Source organism: Mycobacterium sp. IDUB_9 (assembly GCF_055419505.1).
Window position 1 is genome coordinate 804,357 of record NZ_JBVAXU010000002.1, and the last position, 22,474, is coordinate 826,830.

At 66.8% G+C, this 22,474-nt stretch carries 19 protein-coding genes; 10 read left to right on the forward strand and 9 right to left on the reverse strand.

What is annotated here, in order from left to right:
* Positions 1-467 precede the first annotated feature (467 nt).
* The gene (locus ACZY08_RS12515; protein WP_463744549.1) at positions 468-1,961 is read left to right on the forward strand and encodes a PucR family transcriptional regulator; all 1,494 of its coding nucleotides are present in this window, start codon (positions 468-470) and stop codon (positions 1,959-1,961) included.
* Here ACZY08_RS12515 and ACZY08_RS12520 read toward each other — a convergent pair.
* From ACZY08_RS12520 to ACZY08_RS12530, 3 genes are read right to left on the reverse strand one after another with little or no spacing between them, the layout of a single operon-like run.
* Positions 1,921-3,081, reverse strand: a complete 1,161-nt coding sequence (locus ACZY08_RS12520) for a CaiB/BaiF CoA transferase family protein (protein WP_463744548.1) — start codon at positions 3,079-3,081, stop codon at positions 1,921-1,923. The genes ACZY08_RS12515 and ACZY08_RS12520 overlap by 41 nt on opposite strands.
* The gene (locus ACZY08_RS12525) at positions 3,078-4,541 is read right to left on the reverse strand and encodes an aldehyde dehydrogenase family protein (protein WP_463745266.1); all 1,464 of its coding nucleotides are present in this window, start codon (positions 4,539-4,541) and stop codon (positions 3,078-3,080) included. The genes ACZY08_RS12520 and ACZY08_RS12525 overlap by 4 nt, the downstream gene beginning before the upstream one ends.
* Positions 4,538-5,749 carry an acyl-CoA dehydrogenase family protein gene (locus tag ACZY08_RS12530; protein ID WP_463744547.1) on the reverse strand — a complete coding sequence of 404 codons (1,212 nt, stop codon included), beginning with the start codon at positions 5,747-5,749 and terminating at the stop codon, positions 4,538-4,540. The genes ACZY08_RS12525 and ACZY08_RS12530 overlap by 4 nt, the downstream gene beginning before the upstream one ends.
* Positions 5,750-5,956: 207 nt before the next feature.
* Here ACZY08_RS12530 and ACZY08_RS12535 point away from each other — a divergent pair, with 207 nt between their 5' ends.
* Positions 5,957-8,020: an acyltransferase family protein gene (locus ACZY08_RS12535; protein ID WP_463744546.1), complete on the forward strand. Its 2,064-nt coding sequence runs from the start codon at positions 5,957-5,959 to the stop codon at positions 8,018-8,020.
* Between the two features lie 3 nt (positions 8,021-8,023).
* Here ACZY08_RS12535 and ACZY08_RS12540 read toward each other — a convergent pair whose 3' ends face one another.
* Together ACZY08_RS12540 and ACZY08_RS12545 are read right to left on the reverse strand one after the other, a co-directional pair.
* Positions 8,024-8,443: a nitroreductase family deazaflavin-dependent oxidoreductase gene (locus tag ACZY08_RS12540; protein ID WP_463744545.1), complete on the reverse strand. Its 420-nt coding sequence runs from the start codon at positions 8,441-8,443 to the stop codon at positions 8,024-8,026.
* Between the two features lie 39 nt (positions 8,444-8,482).
* Positions 8,483-9,454, reverse strand: coding sequence for an NADPH:quinone oxidoreductase family protein (locus tag ACZY08_RS12545; protein WP_463744544.1), 972 nt, complete (start codon positions 9,452-9,454; stop codon positions 8,483-8,485).
* A gap of 68 nt (positions 9,455-9,522) precedes the next feature.
* Between ACZY08_RS12545 and ACZY08_RS12550 the strand changes: the two genes are divergently transcribed.
* Entirely contained in the window at positions 9,523-10,617 is a 1,095-nt protein-coding gene (locus ACZY08_RS12550; protein ID WP_463744543.1) for an NAD(P)-dependent alcohol dehydrogenase, read from the forward strand.
* Positions 10,618-10,660: 43 nt separating this feature from the next.
* The gene (locus ACZY08_RS12555) at positions 10,661-11,602 is read left to right on the forward strand and encodes an alpha/beta fold hydrolase (protein WP_463744542.1); all 942 of its coding nucleotides are present in this window, start codon (positions 10,661-10,663) and stop codon (positions 11,600-11,602) included.
* On the opposite strand, the gene ACZY08_RS12560 is transcribed toward ACZY08_RS12555, so the two are convergent.
* Positions 11,560-12,915 (reverse strand): flavin monoamine oxidase family protein, encoded by a 1,356-nt coding sequence (locus tag ACZY08_RS12560; protein ID WP_463744541.1) that lies wholly within the window; start codon positions 12,913-12,915, stop codon positions 11,560-11,562. The genes ACZY08_RS12555 and ACZY08_RS12560 overlap by 43 nt on opposite strands.
* Positions 12,916-12,942: 27 nt before the next feature.
* On the opposite strand from ACZY08_RS12560, the gene ACZY08_RS12565 reads away from it, so the two are divergent.
* Together ACZY08_RS12565 and ACZY08_RS12570 are read left to right on the forward strand one after the other, a co-directional pair.
* Positions 12,943-13,926: a TIGR03617 family F420-dependent LLM class oxidoreductase gene (locus tag ACZY08_RS12565; protein ID WP_463745265.1), complete on the forward strand. Its 984-nt coding sequence runs from the start codon at positions 12,943-12,945 to the stop codon at positions 13,924-13,926.
* Positions 13,927-13,971: 45 nt separating this feature from the next.
* Positions 13,972-15,456 (forward strand): flavin-containing monooxygenase, encoded by a 1,485-nt coding sequence (locus ACZY08_RS12570; protein ID WP_463744540.1) that lies wholly within the window; start codon positions 13,972-13,974, stop codon positions 15,454-15,456.
* Between the two features lie 78 nt (positions 15,457-15,534).
* On the opposite strand, the gene ACZY08_RS12575 is transcribed toward ACZY08_RS12570, so the two are convergent.
* Entirely contained in the window at positions 15,535-16,290 is a 756-nt protein-coding gene (locus ACZY08_RS12575; RefSeq protein ID WP_463744539.1) for an AraC family transcriptional regulator, read from the reverse strand.
* 34 nt (positions 16,291-16,324) lie between these two features.
* Here ACZY08_RS12575 and ACZY08_RS12580 point away from each other — a divergent pair, with 34 nt between their 5' ends.
* Positions 16,325-16,690 carry a DUF4345 domain-containing protein gene (locus tag ACZY08_RS12580; protein WP_463744538.1) on the forward strand — a complete coding sequence of 122 codons (366 nt, stop codon included), beginning with the start codon at positions 16,325-16,327 and terminating at the stop codon, positions 16,688-16,690.
* 110 nt (positions 16,691-16,800) lie between these two features.
* Here the strand turns inward: ACZY08_RS12580 and ACZY08_RS12585 are convergent, their stop codons facing one another.
* Both ACZY08_RS12585 and ACZY08_RS12590 read right to left on the reverse strand, forming a co-directional pair.
* Complete coding sequence (locus ACZY08_RS12585; protein WP_463744537.1) at positions 16,801-17,916, reverse strand: Rv3169 family protein; 1,116 nt, start codon at positions 17,914-17,916, stop codon at positions 16,801-16,803.
* Entirely contained in the window at positions 17,917-19,062 is a 1,146-nt protein-coding gene (locus ACZY08_RS12590) for a phosphotransferase family protein (protein ID WP_463744536.1), read from the reverse strand. It abuts the gene before it with no gap.
* A 45-nt stretch (positions 19,063-19,107) separates the two neighbouring features.
* Here ACZY08_RS12590 and ACZY08_RS12595 point away from each other — a divergent pair, with 45 nt between their 5' ends.
* From ACZY08_RS12595 to ACZY08_RS12605, 3 genes are all read left to right on the forward strand, one after another.
* A complete protein-coding gene (locus ACZY08_RS12595; protein ID WP_463744535.1) occupies positions 19,108-19,716 on the forward strand; it encodes a TetR/AcrR family transcriptional regulator in 609 nt (202 codons plus the stop codon).
* A gap of 97 nt (positions 19,717-19,813) precedes the next feature.
* Positions 19,814-21,106, forward strand: a complete 1,293-nt coding sequence (locus tag ACZY08_RS12600) for an MFS transporter (protein WP_463745264.1) — start codon at positions 19,814-19,816, stop codon at positions 21,104-21,106.
* Positions 21,103-22,467 carry an LLM class flavin-dependent oxidoreductase gene (locus tag ACZY08_RS12605; protein WP_463744534.1) on the forward strand — a complete coding sequence of 455 codons (1,365 nt, stop codon included), beginning with the start codon at positions 21,103-21,105 and terminating at the stop codon, positions 22,465-22,467. The genes ACZY08_RS12600 and ACZY08_RS12605 overlap by 4 nt, the downstream gene beginning before the upstream one ends.
* Positions 22,468-22,474 lie beyond the last annotated feature (7 nt).

Here is a 22,474-nt window from a genome sequence, read left to right on the forward strand (position 1 = left end):
CATTGAAATCAACCGCCGAAAGCAACAGAGCCGGAGGCCTTCGGGCCACCGGCTCTGTACAGCGGAAACGTCGTCTCAGTGATCTGCATCCTGAAGCTCGTGCCGCTGCACGACTGCGATCAACTCTTCGCGAACCGACGAGTTCGGCATTTCGTTGATTCGCGCATAGAGGCGGCGCCGCATGTTGGCGCGCTTCTGGTTTGCGCGAAACTGTGCGAAGGACATACTTCTCACTCCTAAAAAGTGCCCCGGATCACGGGTACCCATTGTGTTTGCTGACGTCCACACGTCGAGGATCGCTCGCCGGACGGACAACTCCATGGTCCCCGTAGCAGCTGTCTAAAAGCAATTCTTAGAGTGTGAGTTTCGATACAGCTCAACCACTTTCGCCGCAGGTAAGTGTGCGCTGTCATAGTTGGGTAGCGAGGTGATGCCGGTGACGGCCGAAAAAGGGTAAGACTTCTTCTGTGGCACTCACCGTGCGGGACCTGACCGAGGTCGACGGCCTCGGCCTCGTTCTGGTGGCCGGAGCGCGCGGCGCGGACCGTGAGATCTCCTGGGCGCATGCGATCGAGCTGACCGACCCGACCCCGTATCTGGCCGGTGGTGAATTGGTCATGACGACCGGCATCAACATCGGAGCCGACGCCGAAGCGCAAGCGGCCTACGTGGCGCGCCTGGCCTCGGCCGGGACCGCAGCGCTGGCCATCGACACCGGCACCACGATTGCCGACATCCCGCGGGCGGTGCGCACCGCCGGCGACGAGTTGGGGATCCCGGTGCTCGAGGTGCCCGCGTCGACGCCGTTCATCGCGATCGCCCGCGTGGTGATCGACGCGCTCAAGGCCGACGAACTGCGCTCGGTGCAACGGGTCGTCGACGATCAGGAGGTGCTGGCCCGGGCGACACTCCGGGGCGGCATCCCCGGAGTGGTCGACGCGCTGGCCGACTGTCTGTCGGCGACGGTCGTGGTGGTCGACACCGACGACACCGTGTTGGCTGCCGGGGGAGGTGCCCAAGCACGGCTGATCTCCGTACTGGGCGAGCGGGGGCGCCCGACGCGTCGGCACGGTGCCCATGTCACCACCGATGGGGACGCCTACGTCACCATTCAGAATCTGCGGGCCGCCCAGCCCGTTCGCGGTCGGCTTGCGGTGCGCACGTCCGACCCGATGTCCAACGCCGACCGGTTCCTGGTCGCGCATGCCGTGTCGCTGATCTCGATCGCGATCGAGAAGCCGGCCCGGGTGGTCGATGCCGAGCAACTGCTGCGGACCGCGGTGACCCGCGAGCTGATTTCGGGCGCAGGTGCTGTGGACAGTGCGGTGTTGCGGTACTTCGGTTTTGAACCCGACGGCGACATCGTGGTGGCATCGTTCACCGGCGCGGGGCCGTTGCTGACAGCCCAGCATGTACTGGGCCGGGTGCTGACCTCGTTTCTGATGGCTCCGCTGGGTGACGAGATCGTCATCGTGGTTCCGGCGACCGGGAGCCGACGTCGTATCCGCACTGTCGTAGAGGAGCTCGCGCAGCAGACGGGTATCACGGTCGGTGGTGGGGTGAGCCGACCGGCCGGGCTGACCGATCTGCACGCGGCGTTGGAACAGGCCCGTATCGCGGCGCATTCCGGCGGCGGGCGGTTCAGCGAATTCGGTGAACTCAGCGCGATGGCAGTGCTGCTCGAGGGGCGGAGTGCCGCCGAACTCCGGGTGTTGGCAGCGCCGTTGGACTCGCTGGCCGGTGGGGACGAGTTGATCCCCACCCTGGCAGCCTTTCTCGGTCGCAACGGTCAGATGGAGGCGGCGGCTGCCGAGCTCGCGGTTCATCGCCACACCATGCGCAACCGGATGCGGCGTATCTGTCAACTGTTGGGCGATGACCTGGAGTCCGCCGATACCCGGGCACAGCTGTGGCTGGCGCTCAAGGCCTGGCAGCTGCTGGCGTCTCGCCGGTCGGGGTGAGACGGTCCATCAGGTCGGCGCCGAGCCGTGGTGGACCGCTGCGGTAGGTGACCGGTGTCGCCGACAACGTGATCGGGTTGGCCACTTGCGGTGTGGGCGTTCCGGGCACCGGAACTGTTGCTTCCAACCCGAGTTCGCGAGCGAAGGCGAATGCCTCCGACAGATCGTTGATCGGCCCGGCCGGAATACTCGCCGCGGTCAACACCTCGTACCAGTGGTCGGCACCGTGGTTCTTCAACGCGGTTTCGATGACGGCGCACAGTGCATCCCGATGCGCAACCCGTTCCGGATTGGTGCCGAACCGGGGGTCGTCGGCCAGCTGAGGTTCGCCGATGGCCGAGGCGAAGGACCGGAACTGTTTGTCGTTGCCGACAGCGACGGCGATGGGCCGGTCGGCGGTTTCGAAGGTCTGATATGGGGCGATGCTCGGGTGGCGATTGCCCATGATCTGCGGCACCGCACCGGCGCCGAGGTACCCGGAAGCCTGATTGACCATGGAGGACAACAACACCGATAACAGGTTGGTGTCGACGCGCTGGCCCACTCCGGTGCGGTCGCGATGGGCCAGGGCGGCGAGGATCCCGCTCAGCGCATGCAGCCCGGCCAACACGTCTACCAGCGCCACCCCGGCCTTGGTGGGATCGCCGGGTTCGGTTCCGGTGACGCTCATCAATCCGCCGACCGCCTGCACCAGCAGGTCGTAGCCCGGCAATCCAGCACCGCCGTCGCGGCCGAATCCGGTGATCGAGCAGTAGATGACCTCGGGACGGATCGCCCGCAGGCCCTCGTACCCCAGGCCGAGTTTCTCCATCGTGCCCGGCCGGAAGTTCTCGACGACGATGTCGGCGCCCGCGACCAGGGATCGGGCGCGATCCCGGTCGCCCGGGTCGGTCAGGTCGAGTGCCACCGAACGCTTGTTGCGGTTGATGGCGTTGAAATACGTTGCCACACCGGATGAATCGTAGGGCGGTCCCCAGGCCCGGGTGTCGTCGCCGGTACCCGGGCGTTCGATCTTGATGACCTCCGCGCCGAAATCACCGAGCATCATGGTCGCGTACGGCCCGGCCAGCACGCGGCTGAAATCCACGACGACGACCCCGTCGAGCGCCCCGGCGGTCACGAGCGCGCCCGCCCGCCACGTAGGTACACCGTGGTGGTGTGGGTGAAGAATTCCCGCGCGGCGCCACCTTGCTCCTTGGGGCCGAGTCCGCTCTTCTTGGCGCCACCGAACGGCACATGCGGATCGGCGCCGGCCGACTCGGAGTTCACGTGCAGCACGCCGACGTCGATCTGCTCGACAGCCTGCAGGGCCCGGGTCAGGTCCTGCGTGAAGATCGCCGCAGAGAGGCCGAACTCGCTGTCGTTGGCGAGCGTGAACGCGGCATCGCCATCGGCGGCCCGTTTGACCGCGAGGACGGGCCCGAACAATTCGTCGGTCCACACATCGGCCGGTGCACTGTTGAGTTCGACGATGGTAGGTGCGACGAAGTAGCCCGCCGTGAGCGGACCGTCGGCATAGGGATGCCCACCCGTCAGAACCGTGGCACCTTGCGTGGCCGCGGTACGAATCCCGGCTGAAATAGACTGGTGTGCAGTGTCGTTGATGACCGGACCCATCTGCGTCGTATCGTCGGTCGGGTCTCCGACGATCAGGGCCGCCGCACGCCGGCTCAGAGCGGACAGGAAGGTATCGGCGATCCCGTCGGTGACGATCAGGCGGGAGGTGGCAGTGCATTTCTGCCCGGTCGAGCGGAACGCACCGAGCATCACCTGCTCGAGGGCCAGATCGAGATCGGCGTCATCGAGGACGACGGCGGCGTTCTTGCCGCCCATCTCGGCCTGCGCGGGGATGCCACGTGCGGCCGCGGCCGCGGCGATGCCCCGCCCGACCCCGGTGGAACCGGTGAACGTGATGCCGTCGATGCCGGGGTGGTCGACGATGGCGGTGCCGATATCGGATCCGCCGATCAGCAGGTTGAGCACACCGGCGGGCAGGCCGGCCTCGGTGAGCGCCTGCGCGAGGCGAATCGCCAGCAGCGGAACGGTACTCGCGGGTTTCCACACGACGGTGTTGCCATAGATCAACGCGGGTGCGATCTTCCAGGCCGGGATGGCGATGGGGAAGTTGAACGGGGTGATCACACCGACCACGCCTAACGGCTTGCGGGTGATGAGGATCTGTTCACCGGCCCGGAGCGAGGCGAAGATCTCGCCTGCCTGCCGATCACCCTCGTTTCCGTAGTAGCGGAGGATCTGCGCGGCCCGCCGAACCTCGCCGGTGCCTTCGGCTTTCGTCTTGCCCTCTTCGCGGGCCAGTTCCAGCCCCCACGCCTCCGCATTGCGGTCGACGATATCGGCAGCGCCGAGCAGGACCGCGCCGCGCTGATGCATCGGCGCGGTGGCCCAGGGCGCCGCGGCTGCAGTGGCGGCACCCACCGCGGCGTCGACATCGGATAGCCGTGCGTTACTTCCCTGAGCCACAATCAGACTCGGCTGTGCCGGGTTCACACTGAGTAGCTCGTCGCCGGTGCCGGGCACCCACTGTCCGCCGATCAGGTGCTTGATGGCGACGGTCATCAGCGGAAGGCCGCCTGCCCGGTCAGCGCCTTGCCGATGGAGAGCAGATGCATCTCGGAGGTGCCCTCGTACGTGAGGACGGATTCCAGGTTGTTGGCATGGCGCAGTGGTGAGTATTCGAGGGTGATTCCGCTGCCGCCCAACAGGGTCCGGCATTCCCGTGCGATGGCCAGGGCTTCGCGGACGTTGTTGAGCTTGCCCAGGCTGATCTGCTCGGGCCGAACACCTTCGGCGTCCTTGATGCGGCCGAGGTGGATCGCCAGCAGCATTCCCTTGCCGAGTTCGACGGTCATGTTGGCCAGCTTTTCCTGGGTGAGCTGGTAGCTGGTCAGCGGCTTGTCGAACACCTCGCGCGAGCCCGCGTAGTCGATCGCGGTCTCCAGGCTGTCGCGGGCGGCGCCGAGAGACCCGAACACGATGCCGAACCGGGCTTCGTTGAGGCACGACAGTGGTGCGGACAGTCCGTCGGCCAGCGGCAGTTGCGCCGAGGCGGGCAACCGGACGTTGTCCAGCACGAGCTCGGAGGTCACCGAGGCGCGCAGCGAGAGTTTGCGATGAATCTCGTTGGCGGTGAAGCCCGGGGTGTCGGTGGGCACCAGGAAGCCTCTGATAACCCCGTCGTCGGTCTGTGCCCACACGGTGGCCACGTCGGCGAGGTTGCCGTTGGTGATCCACATCTTGGTGCCGTTGAGCACCCAGTCTGCGTTTTCTCCGGCGCCAGAGCGCTTTGCGCGGGTGCGCATGCCTGCGGGGTTGGAGCCGAAGTCGGGCTCGGTCAGGCCGAAGCAGCCGATCGCGTCGCCGGTGGCCAGCCGGGGAAGCCATTCGTTCTTCTGTTCCTCTGAGCCATAGCGGTAGATCGAGAACATCGACAGCGAGCCCTGGACGGAGACGAAGCTGCGGAATCCGCTGTCCCCGGCTTCCAGTTCCATGCAGGCCAGGCCGTAGCTGACGGCATTGGTGCCCGCGCAGCCGTAACCCTGCAGGTGCATGCCGAGCACGCCGAGCCTGCCGAACTCCTTGGCCAGCTCTCTGGGCAGGGTGGCCGATTCGAACCATTCGCCGACGTTTGGCTTCAGCCGGGTATCGACAAACTTGCGTACCGTCGCTGCGATCTCGCGTTCGTCCTGATCGAGCAGGCGGTCGGTGTCGAACAGCTCCAACGGCCGGTAGGTGGACTTCTTGGCGGCCGGTGTGGCAGTGGCAGTCATGCCTCAAGGCTAGATTTGCGGGGCAAATATGCCTATGGCCGTTTCGTACAAGCGATGCGCTTCAGATGTCCGGAAGGGCCTCCCGGGCTGCTCGGCGGCTCAGCTTGACCACCTGATCCGGTGGCCTATGCTCGGTGCGGCGAACGGCGTGCCCCAGGGTGTTCTCGTCGTCAGTGACCGGCGAAGACAGCCCAGGGAAAGTTCAGCGTGCAGTTGATTGTTGACGATCCGGTTCGCGTTCCTGCTGCTGCGCGGCGGGTTCGCGATGACCTGATCGGATTGAGCGGTGTGGCCATCGTGATGGTGGTCGTGTGCCATTTCTGGCTTGGGCGGGCGTCTGGCGGCGTGGATGTCCTGCTGGTCCTGTCCGGCTACTTCGTCGGCGGTCGCGTCCTGCGCAGCATCGGTACCGCGAGCGGGTCAACCCTGGCCGCCGAGGCGGGCCGGGTGGTGCGGTGGGTGGTGCCGCCGCTGGTTTTTGTGCTGGTCGTTTCCGCGGTGCTGACCGTACTCGTCCAGCCGCAGACCCGGTGGGAGTCGTTCGCCGAGCAGACCCTCGCCGGCGTGGGCTTCTACCAGAATTGGCAGTTGCTCCAGTCGGCTGACGACTATGTGCAGGCCGGTGAGGCGGTGACCCCGTTGCACCACCTGTGGGCGGTCTCGGTGCTGGGCCAGTTCGCGCTGGCGTTGTTCGTGCTGGCTGCTGTGGTCGCCGCGCTGACGCTGCGTCGGGGTGGTGCGGCGCGACGCACGGTTCTGGTGGTCGTGTCCGGCACCGCGATGGCGGCATCGTTGTACTACGCGGTCACCACGCAGTTCGACAGCCCGATGCTCGGCTACTACAGCACGGTCGCTCGGGCCTGGGAGCTGTTGGCCGGGGTGATGGCGGCGGCGTTCGTGGCCGGCCCGTTGGGCCGAATCCGGTGGCGCGGCTGGTCGCGGGCCGGTGCGACGGCAGCCGGGTTGGCGGCAATCCTGGTGTGCGGTGTACTCACCGATCGGACCGTGCAGTCCCCGGGCGTGTGGACGTTGATTCCGGTGGCCGCGACGCTGCTGATCATCGTCAGCGGCGTCGAGGAGACGTCATCGAGGACGAGCGAATTCTTGCGCAGCGCCCCGGTGGTCGCCGTCGGGGCGATGGCCTATCCGCTCTACCTGTGGCATTGGCCGTTGTTGATCTTCTGGTTGGCGACGATCAACGACGATGCCGTCGGCCCGGTCGATGGTATGGCGGTCATGCTGGTCGCGGTGCTGTTGACGGTGTTCACCGTGCGGTGGGCCCAGTTGCCGTGGCGCCGTGGGGCCGGCATGCGGATGGTATCGGGTGCGGTTGCGCTGTTGGTCGCGGTGATGCTCGTCGCGATGTCGCTGATGTGGCAGGGCCATGTGGCCCTGGCCCGCGCCAGCGGTGCCGAACTCGGCATGCTCCCGATCCGCGACTATCCAGGCGCGCAGGCGCTCATCGGGAATCACCGAGTGGCTAAGTTGCCCATGCGCCCGAGCGCGCTGGAGGCAGATGACGACATCCCGCCGTCGTCGATCGACCATTGCGTCACGGGATTCACCGGTGATGAGGTCGTCACGTGCGTGTACGGAGATCCCAAGGGCGCCCACACGATTGCGTTGGCCGGTGGGTCGCACTCCGAGCACTGGCTGACCGCGCTTCATCAGATCGGGCGTCAACACGGCTTCAAGGTGACCACTTACCTGAAGTTCGGATGTCCGCTGACCACCAAGCGCATGCCGATCATCGCGGGGTCCTTTGAGAAATACCCGTCTTGTCGGACGTGGTCGGACAACGCCTTGGCGCAGATCATCGCCGACCGGCCGGACTACGTGTTCTTCACCTCGACGCGCCCGATCCTCAACGGCCAGGGCGACTATGTGCCCGACTACTACCTGGGAATTTGGGATGACTTGTCCGCCAAGGGAATCCCGATGCTCGGCATGCGTGATACGCCGTGGATGATCCGTGACGGATGGTTCTTCTCGCCGGTGGACTGTCTGTCGCGCGGTGGTGACGCCGAGTCCTGCGGGGTGCCGCGCAACGAAGCGCTGGCCCAGCGCAATCCGACTCTCGATCACCTGGCCGACTATCCGCTGATGAAGGCCCTGGACCTCAGCGATGCGGTGTGCCGGCCGACGATCTGTCGCGCCGTCGAGGGCAATGTGCTGGTCTACCACGACGCTCACCATCTGTCGGCGACCTATGTGCGCACCCTCACCACCGAGTTGGCGCGGCAGATGTCCGACGCCCTCGGTTGGTGGTAGCCGTCATTCGACGATGAAGACCGGAATCTGTCGGTTGGTCTTGGTCTGGTATTCGGCGTACGGCGGGTAGGCCTCGACGGCCAGCTTCCACCAGTGCTCGCGCTCGTCACCGGAGATTTCGCGAGCTGTCAGCGATGCGGTCTTGTCGCCGTCCTGCACTGTCACGGCGGGGTTGGCCTTGACGTTGAAGTACCACGACGGGTGCTCCGGGGCGCCGCCCTTGGAAGCCACCATCGCGTAGCGGCCGTCCTCTTCCACACGCATCAGCGGTACGTACCGCTTCTTGCCGGACTTGGCGCCCGTCGTCGTGAACAGCACGATGGGACGGTCGAGAACCTCGACACCGTCAGTCGTGCCTTGTTCCAGGATGCGTTGGGTCTGGTCGCGTACCCAGTCGGTGGGGCTCAATTCGGCATCAGTCACCCACGCGGCAACACCGATTGCTGCGCTCCTATTCCCGGATCACCGAAGTTTCAGCACCACCTTGCCCTTGGCGCTGCGGTTCTCCAGTGACGCGATGGCCTCAGCGGCCTGCTCCAGCGGATACACCTCGGGCTGCGGTGCGGGCACCGCGCCAGAAGCCAGCAGGGGCTGCAATTCGGCCCACTGCTCCTGCAGGTAGCCGGGGTGTGAGAACGTCCAGGCGCCCCAACCCGCGCCGACCACGTCGACGTTGTTCAGCAGCAGGCGATTGACCTTGACCGTGGGGATCTCGCCGCCGGTGAAGCCGATGACGAGCAGTCGTCCGCCCACGGCCAGCGACCGCAGTGAGTCGGTGAAGCGGTCACCGCCGACGGGGTCGACGACGACATCCACACCGCGGCCGTCGGTGAGTTCCTTGACCGCGTCACGGAACCCGTCGGCCAGCACCACGTCCGATGCCCCTGCGGCCCGGGCGATCTCGGCCTTCTCCTGGGTAGACACCACCGCGATGGTGCGCGAGGCGCCCAGTGCGGGTGCCAGCCGCAGCGCCGAGGTGCCGATGCCGCCCGCGGCGCCGTGCACCAGCACGGTCTCGCCTGGTGTCAACCGGCCGCGGGTGCGCAACGCGAATTGGACGGTCAGGTCGTTGAACAGGATGCCGGCGCCGGCCTCGAAGGACACGGCGTCGGGCAGTGCGAACACGCGCTCGGCGGGCAGCGCCACGACTTCGGCCATACCGCCGGACAACATCGTCAGGCCGAGGACGCGGTCACCGGCGCGGACATGGGCACCTTCCGGGGCGCTGCGCACCACGCCGGCGACCTCGGCGCCCGGGGTGAACGGAAGCTCGGGCTTGTACTGGTAGAGCCCGCGGGTGAGTAGGGCGTCGGGGAATGCGACGCCGGCGGCGTGGACGTCGATCACGACTTCGTCGGTACCGGAGGGTTCCTCCGCCTCGGCTACCCGCACTGCGTCGGGACCGTCGAGCCGGGTGATCTGTGCTGCACGCATCGGTGTCTCCTTCGGGTGGGTCGCCAGCCAATTGTGACAGGTGTCAAGTGGGTGGCTAGCATCACCGGATGCTCAACGCCCGCGCCGCCGTGGTGCTCGATGCCGGGGCTGATCCACAGCTCATCGACGTGCAGATTCGGGAACCGCGCGGCGACGAAGTGCTGGTCCGCATCGACGCGGTGGGCATCTGTCACACCGATGTGAGTGTGGCCGCGCGGTTTCGCAAGCTGCCGATGGTGTTCGGCCACGAGGGCGCGGGCACCGTGGTCCAGGCCGGGCCGGACGCCACACCCCGGGTCGGCGAACAGGTCGTTCTCACGTTCGCCAGCTGCGGCATCTGTTCCAATTGCCATGCGGACGCCCCGGCCTACTGCGAGCGTTCCACCGACCTCAACATGCGCGGTTACCGCGACGAGTCCGGTGCGCTGCGCGCCGACGGTGTGCCCATCGGGGGCGGCTTCTTCGGCCAGTCCAGCTTCTGCACGTATGCGATCGCCGGCAGCCGCAACGCCGTGGTGTTGCCCGAGCCGCTCGACCCCGCGCTGGCCGCGCCGCTGGGCTGCAGCGTGCAGACCGGCATGGGTGCCGTACTCAATGTGCTTGCGCCGCAGCCTGCGGACGCACTCGTGGTGTTCGGCGCCGGCGCGGTGGGGCTCTCGGCGGTCATGGGTGCCCGCATCGCGGGCTGCCGGACCGTCATCGCCGTCGACCCGATAGTCGAACGACGGACGCTGGCAGCCGAATTGGGTGCCACCGCGACGATCGACCCGACCGGTTGCGACGCCGCCGCAGCGGTACTGGAACTGACCGGGGGAGTGACCGCCGCGGTCGACACCACCGCGCGGCCCGATGTTCTCGCGGCAGCGATCGGGGTGTTGCGCCAACGGGGAACCCTGGCGCTGCTGGGCCTCGGCGCGCTGACGGCCGACCTCCCCGTCGCGGCCGTCATGGGTAAGGGCCTGACCGTGCGCGGTGTGGTGGAGGGGGACAGCGAACCGCACACCTTCATCCCGCGCCTGGTCGATCTGTACCACCGTGGCGAACTTCCGATCGACAAGCTCGTGAGCCGCTACCCGTTCGCCGACTTCGACCGGGCCTGGGCCGCCGCCAAGGCCGCTGACGTGGTCAAACCGGTGCTGATCACCGACGCGGTAGGTTCATGAATCCCCAGTTTCACCCGGCAACGACGCCAATGATCGGAGCAGCATGACTCTTCCCCAGCTACCGCCGGGACGCACAGTCGAGGTCCGTGCCGTCGATGGCGTGCGGTTACATGCCGAGGTGTTCGGGCCCGAGGACGGCTACCCGATCGTGCTGGCCCACGGCATCACCTGTGCCATCGGGGTCTGGGCCCACCAGATCGCCGATCTGGCCACCGACTACCGGGTCATCGCCTACGACCACCGGGGGCACGGCCGCAGCGAGACGCCGCGTGGGCGTCACCGGTACAGCCTCAACCACCTCGCCGCCGACCTGGACGCAGTGCTCGACGCCACGCTGAAGCCGGGCGAACGGGCCATCATTGCCGGACACTCGATGGGTGGGATCGCGATCACCTCGTGGTCGCAGCGGTATCCGGCTCAGGTGGCGGCGCGCGCCGATGCTGTCGCGCTGATCAACACCACCACCGGGGACCTGGTGCGCGACGTGAAATTGCTGAGAGTGCCTGCGCCGCTGGCGTCGACGCGGATCCGGGCGGCGGGTACGGCGATCCGGACCTTCGGCGGGACGCGGATGCCGCGGATGATCGAGCGGCCCAACAAGCGTTTCGTCGCTCGTCTGGCGGTGGGTCGTGACGCCGACCCGTCGGTCGCGGAGTTCGTTTATCAACTGTTCACCGAGACCCCGTCCGCCGGACGTGGCGGCTGGGCCCGCACTCTGGTCAACGGGCTGGGCGCACAACACATCTCGCTGCGTAACCTGACGGTGCCCACGCTGGTGATCGGCAGTGCCAAGGACCGCTTGCTGCCCATCGACGCTGCCCGCCGGATCGCCGCCGACGCTCCGAACCTGAGTGCCTTCGTCGAGATGCCCGGTGGTCACTGCGCCATTCTGGAATGCCCGTCGCAGGTGAACGCCCAGTTGCGCGCACTGGCCGAACGCGCTCAGTCGGTAAGCCGGCCGGCCACTTCGGCGGCCGCACGCTGACCGGACCGGACCGCCCCGTCGAGGAAGCCGGTCCACTCATCCGCGGTTTCGGTGCCGGCCCAGTGGATCGCGTCGACCGGTTCCCGCAGCCACTTGCCGTACTGCGTCCACGAACCCGGCGGCACCGCCGCCGTGGGCCCGCCCGGCGCGAATTGTTCTGTACTCCAACAGTGATCGACGTAATCGATCGGTTGCAGGGCCGCATCGCCGAACAGGGTGGCGAACCCGGACAGGGCCTGTTCGCGGCGCTCCGCCGGTGACAGCCGGTCGAAGGTACGGGCGTCGGTGAACCCCAACAGGATGCCCGGGCGGTCTTCACCACCCGGGCTCACGTCGAAGGTGATGAACACCGGCCCTTCATCGGACAGTGCTTCGCCCGAGCAGCCGTTGGTGCGCCAGAACGGCCGTTCATAGGCGGCGTAGGCCTTACTGAGGTTGCCCTGCGGCCAGTTCGCCGCCAGTTCGGCATATGGCTTGGGCAGCGCCGGGCTGAACTCGATCCCGGTCCGGTGCTGCGGCGGGATCGCCACGATCACCGCACGGGCGTGAACCGCGCCGGTAGGGGAGATCACCGCCACGGTGCCGTCGGGGCGGCGCTCGATGCGGCTCACCGGGGCGTCGAGCACCACCTGATCTCCGAGTTCCTCGGCCATCTTGCACGCGATCTGCTGGGTGCCGCCGGGAAACCGGTCTTGCTGGGCGCCGCCGCGGACGTCGAGCATGCGGTCCAGCCCGCCGGCAGCCTTCACGTAGCGGGCGGCGTGCAGCATCGACACCTCGTCGGGCTCGGCGCCCCAGGTGACCCTCGACATGATCGCCATCAGGTTGCGCGTCGAGGCATTGGCGCCTGCCGAGCGCAGCCACTGCTCCAGCGTGCGGTCGTCGAGCTTGTGCGCGTTCGGGCTGTTCCACGGCTCATCCACCCGGATCAACCGGCACAGCCGTTCGAACCGCCACTGGATGCGGGAAACGTCGAACAGCTCCATCATCGACAGCCGCGGGATCGTGCTGCGGTAGGACCGCACGCGCCCGTGCCAGCGGATCAGGTTCTTGCCGCGGTCGTAGGTGGGCACCGTGCGGCAACCCAGTTCGTCGGCCAGCGCCAGTACGGCGTCCTGGGTGGGGCCGACGAACGTGCCGCCCAGGTCGACCGGCACCCCGGCGATCGTGGTGGTCGACGAGCGTCCGCCCACCCGGTCACGTCCCTCGAGCACCACCACCTGGTGTCCGAGCCGAACCAGGGTGCGGGCGGCGGACAGCCCGGCGAAGCCGGCGCCCACAATGACGACGTCGGTGCTGGTTGGGATGCTCACCTGTCTAGGCTCTCACGCGTGAAGGTGATGACAGCGTTGTTCGGTCCGCGTGACGCGATCAGTCGGGCCGCGGCCCTGCGTGAGGCCGGGGCCAGTGGGGTGTTCACTTTTGAGGGGCCCCACGACGTATTTACCCCGTTGACGCTGGCCAGCACGGTCGGGGACCTCGACCTGATGACCAACGTGGCAATTGCGTTCCCGCGCAACCCGATTCACCTGGCGCACCAGGCCATCGACCACCAGATCCTGTCCGGCGGCCGTTTTACCCTGGGACTCGGCACCCAGATCCGCACCCAGATCGAGAAACGGTTCGGTGCCGAGTTCGACCGGCCGGTGGCCCGGATGTCCGAGTTCGTCGCGGCGTTGCGGGCGATCTTCGCGGCCTGGGAGAGCGGCGAGCGCCTGCAGTTTCGCGGCGAGTACTACCAGCACACGCTGATGACACCCACGTTCACTCCTCGGGACAACCCGTACGGTCCGCCGCCGATCTATGTCGGCGCGCTGGGCCCCCGGCTGACCCGGGCCACCGCGCAGTTCGCCGACGGACTACTGGTCATGCCGTTCGGGTCGAAGCGATTCCTGCAGGAGGCCACGCTGCCCGCGGTGCGGGAAGGACTCGCCGCGGCCGAACGCGATGAGGCGGATCTGGCCATCGTCCCGGAGATCATCGTGTCGGCCGACTCCGAAGCGGACCCCAACCACGACGCGGCGCGGCGGCTGCTGGCCTTCTACGGCTCGACCCCGGCCTACCGGCCGGTGCTGCAGGTGCACGGCTGGGGGGACCTGCAGCCAGAGCTCAACGCACTGTCCAAACAGGGCCGCTGGCAGGACATGGGTTCGCTGATCGACGACGAGGTGCTGCACACCATCGCGGCCTGCGGCAGCCCTGCCGACATCGCCGCTCATATCCGGGACCGGGTGGCCGGGGTATCGGACCGGATCTGCCTGTATCAGCCGGGTCCGATCGCCGTGGATTCGCTTGCCCAGATCGTTGACGCGCTGCGCAGCTGAACGCTTAGGGTGGGTGGTACTGAGCGGGACCAAAGGAGGTTCGCCATGGGTGCTGCGGATCCGGAGTACACCGATGTACTCATCATCGGGGCCGGGATCTCGGGGCTGGGCGCGGCCTATCGTGTGCACGAGAAGAGCCCCGGCCTGACGTACACCGTGCTGGAACGTCGGGAGAGGATCGGTGGCACCTGGGACCTGTTCCGGTATCCGGGGATCCGCTCCGACAGCGACATCTTCACGCTGAGCTTTCCGTATCAACCCTGGACGCGGCCGGAGAACGTTGCCGACGGTGGCGATATCCGCGACTACCTGACCGAGACTGCCAGGACGTATGGCATCGACCGTCATATCCGGTTCAACACCCGTGTGTTGTCGGCGGATTGGGATTCGGGCACCGACACCTGGACCGTACAGACCGAGCAGGACGGCCAGGCTGGGACCTACCGGTGCCGGTACCTGTTCTGCGGCACCGGCTACTACAACTACGACGAGCCCTACACCCCGGAATTCCCCGGTATCGAGAGCTTCAGCGGCGACGTGGTGCATCCGCAGTTCTGGCCCGAGTCGCTGGATTACTCGGGCAAGCGCGTCGTGGTGATCGGTAGCGGGGCCACTGCGATCAGTCTGGTGCCGGCCCTGGCTGAGCAGGCCTCGCACGTGACGATGCTGCAACGCTCACCGACCTACATGATGTCGATGGCGCGGATCGACCCGATGGTGCAGGCCATCCGGAAGATCCTGCCGCGCAGGGTTTCTCATCAGGTGGTGCGGTTCCGCAATGCGATGATCCACGTGCTGATGTACTTCGTGTTCCGAAAGGCGCCCAAGTTCGGGCGGTGGCTGATCCGCAATCGGACCGTCGCCGCACTACCCGAGGGTTACCCCGTCGACGTGCATTTCAAGCCGCGGTACAACCCGTGGGACCAGCGCTTGTGCCTGGTGCTCGACCGAGACCTGTTCCAGCACATCAGCCGGGGCCAAGTGGACGTCGTCACCGATCAGATCGCCCACGTCGACGCCACGGGCCTCGTGCTGAAATCCGGTGCGCGGGTGGATGCCGACGTGATCGTCACCGCGACCGGCCTGCAACTGCAGGCGCTGGGCGGGATCAGGCTCGCGGTCGATGGTCAGGAGGTCAAGCCGACCGAACGGTTCGTCTACAAGGAGTTCCTGCTAGAGGACGTCCCGAACCTCGCGTGGTGCATCGGCTACACCAACGCGTCGTGGACGCTGCGGGCCGACATGACCGCGCGAGCGTTCGCAAACCTGTTGGCGTACATGGGTGCACACGGCTACACCCATGCCTATCCGCACAAAGGTGCGGCGCCGATGCCGGAGAAGCGGACCTGGGATTTGGAGGCCGGCTACATCCAGCGTTCCGAGCATGCGCTGCCGCGTTCGGGCACCAAGCGGCCGTGGCATGTGCGCCACAACTATGTGTTGGATGCCATCGACCACCGCTTCGACCGCATCGACGAGTCGATGGTCTTCGGGCGCGCCCCGGCCGCCGAGTCCGTGTCTGCCTCCTAGGCGTCGCGCCTCAGCACCGCGAGCGTGCGCGTCTGCCCCTCGACACGCCGCATTTCACCGGCATTTTGCGCACGCTGGTCACGGCGTGCTGATGCGCAGACCCGTCGCGAGCAGTTGCGTCGCCGACAGCCCGAACGTGGTCTTGAAGGTATCCGCAAGATGTGAGGGGCTGGCGAACCCGGAATCGGCCGCTGCCCTCGTGAGGCTCTGGCCGGCCGCCACGGCGGCACCCGCCGCGATCAGCCTGCTCCACATCCGGTAGCGCCGCAGGCTGGTCCCGGCCTCGCGGCGGAACAGATGCAGGAACCGCGATTCGGAGAGTCCGGCGGCGGCCGCCAGCTCGCGTGCCGGTACCGCTGCCGCCGGATCCTCGCGAATCTGCTTGGCCACCAATTCGATCCGAGGGTCGATCCGATGAGGGACGTCCGGGGCGGCCGCGTCCAACCAGCGCCGCGCGGTCTCGTCGCCGTCCGGCATCGCCGTCAGTCTGGTCTCGGCGCCATGGCCTACACCGATGCCGTCCCGGAACTCGGCGAACTGCTGCCGGCACGACGCGCTGCGTTGCGAACTGGGATCGAGGTAGCTCGACACCATGGCACCCTGCATCGACAGGTGATGGGTGAGCCGCGGTGGAATCAATACGGTTCGCGCGACGATCGTGTGGTTTGGCACCGTCACCTGCACGGGCCCGTCGACGCCGACCACCAGGCACCACACCGATCCCGAATGCGGCTCGAGGCCGAGCCCCGGTCCGGCATAGAGCGCCTGCCCCGGCCACAGCCACACCGTCGGGCAGCAGGTTTGTGGAAGCGCTGGCACGGGTTCAGTCTGCATGCTGGCCTCCTAATCAATTGATCAGGAGGCTACCGTGGTCATCGCAGTGATCGTCGTGATCGGGGTGTTCTTCCTCGGCATGGGTGTCTACGCACTGGCGGCTCCGCAGGCGATTCTGCGTCCGTTCGACTACGACCTCAGGACGGCCGCGGCCCGCGCGGAAGTCCGTGGCGTGTATGGCGGTTTCGGTATCGCCATAGCCGCGGTGCTGACCTACGCGGCTCTGGCGCCAGGGGAGGTACGCGCCGGGATACTGATCGCCGTCGGTGCCGCGCTGGCCGGGATGGCAGTCGGCCGCGCCCTCTCGGCGGTCTTCGATGAACAGACATCGTTCTACCCCAACTGGTTCTACTGCCTGGTCGAGGCGATCGGTGCGGCCGCGTTGTTCTGGGTCGCCTGATTTTCCTCCGCGAGCAGACACAAACCTGCCCATTCTCAGTAGAAAACAGGCAGTTTTGTGTCTGCTCGCGGAAGGAGGCGAGCGGAAGGAGATGAGCGGAAGGAGGCGAGCTACGGCGCGACGGTGAGCCAGTCGGCGAAGCCGGAGGGGTCGTGGCGGCCCAGTGCGCCGTGCTCGAACAGACCCCAGCCTTCCACCGGAGCGCCATCGCCCTCGGTGCAGACGGCCCGGCCGACGTGGTCGATCACTCCGAACGCGGTCCGGCCGACGACCGCCGGATCGGTCATGTCGTAGGTTCGCCGCTCGGTGAACTTCTCGCCCTTCCACACGCCGTGGATCCAGTCGACGTCGCCGCCGTAGCCGCCGCCGACGTGAATCGGCACGGGCAGTTTGGATTCCACGTCGAACCGGATGGGGGTGCCGTCGGGTGCGGTGGCCTCGATGGTGGCCCCGGTCGGGATTCGGGTGCCGGAACGGTAATGGATCTTCACCCGCGGCCAGCCGAGCTGTTCGACGCGGCCGTCCTTGAAGACCCGGCTGCAGTCGTTGAGCGAGCGGAACCCGCTGGGATCCTCCTGGATGATGAAGACGATCGAGAAGTCGTCGAATGCCATCGGCACGTAGAGCCACCACATGCCCTCGAACGGCGGGTCGGCCGGACGTCCGGCGGGCTCGGCCTCACCGACCGGGCGGATGCCCCAGGACCGGTCGCGCGTGCCGATCCAGGTTTCGGGATCGACGTCGATGCGTTGGCCATCGATTTCCAGATGGCCGCTCCAGGAACCTGTTTGGGCGAAGCGCTGGGCGTCGAGCGTTACCCGGTTCCCTTGGCGCATCAGGTGCCGCTGCTCCTGCACGACATCGCACAAGCCGTTCCAGGTGAGGTCCGCAGCGACACCCTCGGTCTCGTCGAGCACGATGCGGATCTTGCGCAGCGGTTCGGTGACCTCGACCCGGTAGCCCATCACGTGCTGGTTGATCCGGTCCTGATCGATCGCGTCGGAGAGGTGCACGGCCGTCTGCTCGTCCCCACGCCGCACCAGGAAGTAGGCATCCTTCACCCCGAGGTTGGGGTAGTAGCCGAGACCGGTGATGACGAAGATGTCGCCGGTGCGGTCGTGGGCATTGAAATACGAACGGTCGTAGAAGTTCCGGTCTGACGATCCCGGCCAGGCGATGGGCTGGGGAACTTGATGTACCGGGAATTCGTCCATCGGGCCGAGCATTTAAGACTCCTCAATGAGACGCCGCAGCAACGGCGCGTGGTAGAACATGGTCTCGACATCGTCGGGCTTCTCGGTCTCGCCGAAGTGCACTCGCCGGGCGCCGGTGCGCATGAACACACAGCACCAGATGACGCCTGAGTAGACGTAGAACCAGCGCAGGTCGCCGAGTTCGGCCCCGGTCAACTCGCGGTAGGTTGCGCGCACATCCTCCTCGCGCATCACATCAGGCAAGCCGGGCAGCCCGGCCATGCCAGACAGCTCCTGAAACACCATGTGCGCAAAGATGATCCACGAGACGTCGAGCTCGCGGGGGCCGAGGGTGGCCATCTCCCAGTCGAGGACCGCGGCAGGGCGGAAGTCGTCGTACAGCACGTTGCCGATACGCGAATCACCCCACGTCAAAACGGTTTCCGAGGCCGCCACGTCATCGGGGAAGTTGTCTTCCAGCCATTGCAGTGCCCGCTCCACCAACGGTGAACGGCCGATATCGGGTACCGCGTACTCGTACCAATCCTTGAGCCAGCCGAACTGCCGGCGCAGTGGGGTATCGCCCGGCGAGCCGGCCTCGGACAGGTACGCGAACCGCTCTGCCGCGTCGGGGATCGCGTGAAGCTTCGCGAGCACCTCCACGGTGCTGTCCTGCAGTTCGCGCTGGCGTTCGACCGGAGCGTCGGCGAACCAGTTGCCGCCGAAGGTGTAGGGCATGACGTCCGGCGGTACCTGGCCGTCGACCCGGTCCATCAGGAAGAACGGAGTGCCCAGCACCTCGCCGGTGGTGTCGATCCACCGCACGTTGGGAACCGGCACGTCGGTGAGTTCGCCGACCTGACGCATCACCTCGAACTGGTGGTCCAGCCGGTACGACGAGAACACCGGGACATCATCGGCGGTAGGGGCGACGCGGGCCACCCACTTCTGCTCTTTGGCCTCGCCGTTCTCTTCCCAGCGACCGGTCAGCATGATCGTTTCCGAGGACATGCCGTTGGAGTCGACCCCGCTTTCCACGGTGATCTCAGGTGTGACTCCGCCCGGCATCACGGTGGACAGCCATTTCGACAAAACCGATGGCAGGGTGGTGACGTCGCGACTGGAGCGTTGCAGGTGGTCGACGTTCTCTACAGGAGCGTCCACGGCCTCGTTTGCCATTCAACTGTTCCTTACGGCCACAATTACGATACTGTTAGTAGCGTTATGAAAGCAGAGCCATCACCGGTTGGCAAGACCGCCGGAGCGGGACGCCCCCGTGACCCGCGGATCGACGCTGCCATATTGCAGGCCACCGTGGACCTGCTTGTCGAAATCGGGTACGCGAACCTGACGATGGCCGCGGTCGCCGAGCGTGCGCAAACCACGAAAACCGCGCTGTACCGCCGGTGGTCGAGCAAAGCCGAGTTGGTACACGAGGCCGTGTTCCCCGCGGCCGCGACGGGCCTGACCGCACCGGCCGGTGACATCGCCGCCGACATCCGGGCGATGGTCGGTGCGGCCCGCGATGTGTTCACCAGCCCGGTGATGCGTGCAGCGCTGCCCGGATTGGTCGCCGACGTCGTCGCCGACACCGATCTGAACTCGCGGGTGATGCAGCGGTTCGCCGGGACCTTCGTCACCGTGCGAGCCCGGATCGTCGACGGGATCGTGCGGGGTGAGGTCCAACCAGATGTCGACCCGGACCGCCTGGTTGAGCTCATCGGCGGGTCGACCATGCTGAGGATGCTGCTGTGGCCCGAACGCGAACTCGACGACGAGTGGGTGGCGCAGACGGCGGCGATCCTGGTGCACGGGGCCACCGTCAAGCCGTGACTTCCGACGCTGTTTGATTCAGCCTGAGGGCAAATCTTCCGAGCGGTTCCGGCCCCGCATAGCCTGCGGCCACGTGACTGTTACCGACCCACGTTCAGTGGCCACTGCCAAGCCGAGCGCGCGCTCCGTCGCGTTGGGTAGTGCAGTCGGCACCACGATTGAGTGGTACGACTTCTACCTGTACGCCACGGCTGCCGCCCTGGTCTTCAAACCCCTGTTCTTCCCGAACATTTCATCGACGGCAGGCACACTGGCCGCGTTCGCGACCTACGCCGCAGGGTTCGGGGCTCGGCCGTTGGGGGCTCTGATATCAGGGCACTACGGAGATCGGCTGGGACGCAAGACGGTCTTGGTGGCCGCGCTGGTGGGGATGGGGCTGAGCACCTTCGCGATCGGCCTCCTGCCGACCTACGCCCAGGTGGGGCTGCTGGCGCCTGCGCTGCTGGTGAGCCTGAGATTGCTGCAAGGCCTGGCCGTGGGCGCCGAATGGGGTGGTGCGGCACTGCTTTCGGTGGAGCATGCGCCCCCGGGGCGCCGCGGTCTGTTCGGCAGCTTCACCCAATTGGGGTCTCCGGCAGGCATGTTGCTGTCGACGGCGGTCTTCTACCTCACGCGGACAGCCACCGGCCATGATGCCTTCCTCGCCTACGGGTGGCGAATCCCCTTCCTGCTCAGTGCCGTTCTGATCATCGTCGGCCTGGTGATCCGTCTGAGGCTCACCGATGCGGAGATGTTCACTCAGGTCCGCGATCGCGGCGAGGTCGCGCGGCTGCCGGTGCTGGAGGTACTGCGCACACAGCCGCGCAATGTGGTGATCACCACCGGATTGAGGTTCTCGCAGATCGCGCTGTTTGTTCTGCTGACCACGTATTCGTTGACCTACCTGCAGGATTCGTCGGATGCGGGCAGTCAGGTCGGCCTGACGGCAGTCCTCATCGCTTCGGCCATCGGCCTGGTCAGCACGCCGGCGTGGGCGATGGTGTCGGACCGTTACGGCAGGCGGCCTCCGTATCTGTTCGGTGCGGTGGCCGGTGTGCTGGCGCTGATCCTGTTCTTCGTCGCAGCGGGCACCGGATCCCATATCGCGATCGTGTTGTCGATTGTGTTCGGTGTCAACATCGCTCACGATGCCATGTACGGGCCACAGGCCGCGTGGTTCGGGGAACTGTTCGATACCCGCGTGCGCTACAGCGGTGCCTCGTTGGGCTACCAGATCGGTGCGGTGCTCTCGGGCGGGTTCGCTCCGTTGATCGCGGCGGCGCTGCTGGTCGCAGGTGGTGGCAGCCCCTGGCTGATCGTCGGATATTTCGCGGTGCTGGCGGCGATCACTTTCACCGCGGCCTACTTCGCGCGCGAAACGCATCAGGATGAGATCGGGGACGAGCGATGAGCAGGATCTACCTCAACGCATTCGACATGGCGTGCGTGGGACACCAATCCGCAGGTTTGTGGCGCCATCCCGAGGACCAGGGCTATCGCTACCGCGAACTGGGGTACTGGACGGAATTGGCCCGCACCCTGGAGGCCGGTGGCTTCGACGCCTTGTTCCTCGCCGACGTCCTCGGCGTCTACGACGTGTACGGCGGCTCGCGAGATGCGGCGGTGGCCGATGCCGCGCAGGTACCCGTCAACGATCCGACGCTGGCGGTGTCGGCCATGGCGGCGGTCACCGAGACCCTGGGATTCGGTGTCACGGTGTCGTTGACCTACGAGCAGCCCTATGCGTTGGCGCGCCGGTTCTCCACGCTGGATCATCTGACCGGCGGCCGGGTGGCGTGGAACATCGTCACCTCCTACCTCGACAGTGCCGCCCGTAATCTGGGGCTGGCGAACCAGATTCCGCACGACGAACGCTACGAGATCGCCGAGGAGTATCTCGAAGTCTGCTACAAACTGTGGGAGGCATCGTGGGAACCCGACGCCGTGGTCCGCGACCGGGAACGAGGCGTGTTCACCGATCCGGCGAAAGTCCACGACATCGAACACAAGGGCCACTACTTCAGCGTCCCGGGGCCGTTTCTGTGTGAACCGTCCCCGCAACGCACCCCGATGTTGTTTCAGGCCGGTGCTTCGCCGAGGGGAGTCCGGTTCGCCGCGGCTCACGCGGAGGCGGTGTTCGTGTCGGGCCCCACGCCGGGCGTCGTGGCCAAGCCGGTCAAGGCGCTGCGCGCCGCCGCCGCTGAACAAGGACGAGATCCCCAGTCGATCAAGGTTTTCACGATGCTCACTCCGATCGTGGCCGATACTCACGAGCTCGCCGTCGCCAAGCTGCACGAGTACCGGCAGTATGTGAGCGCCGACGGCGCGCTGGCCCTGTTCGGTGGCTGGACCGGTGTTGATCTGGCCGAACTCGGTGCAGATGAACCCCTGCGATACGTCCAGACCGAGGCCAATCGTTCTGCGCTGGCATCGTTCACCACGCCGGACCGGAACTGGACAGCGAGCGAGTTGGCCCACGAAGTCGGTCTCGGTGGCCGCGGTCCGGTGGTGGTGGGTTCGCCCACAGAGGTTGCCGACGAACTCGAGCGCTGGGTCGACGAGGCCGGTGTGGACGGGTTCAACCTGGCGTATGTCACCACACCGGGCACCTTTGTCGACTTCGCCCGCCATGTCGTGCCCGAGTTGCGCCGACGCGGCAGGGTGCCCAGGCACAGCGAACCGGCCACCCTGCGGGAGCGGCTCGGGGGCACTGGGCCGTTACTGGCTGCGGAGCATCCGGGCGCTGGCTATCGACCCCAGGGCTGGGGCTGAGGTTCGC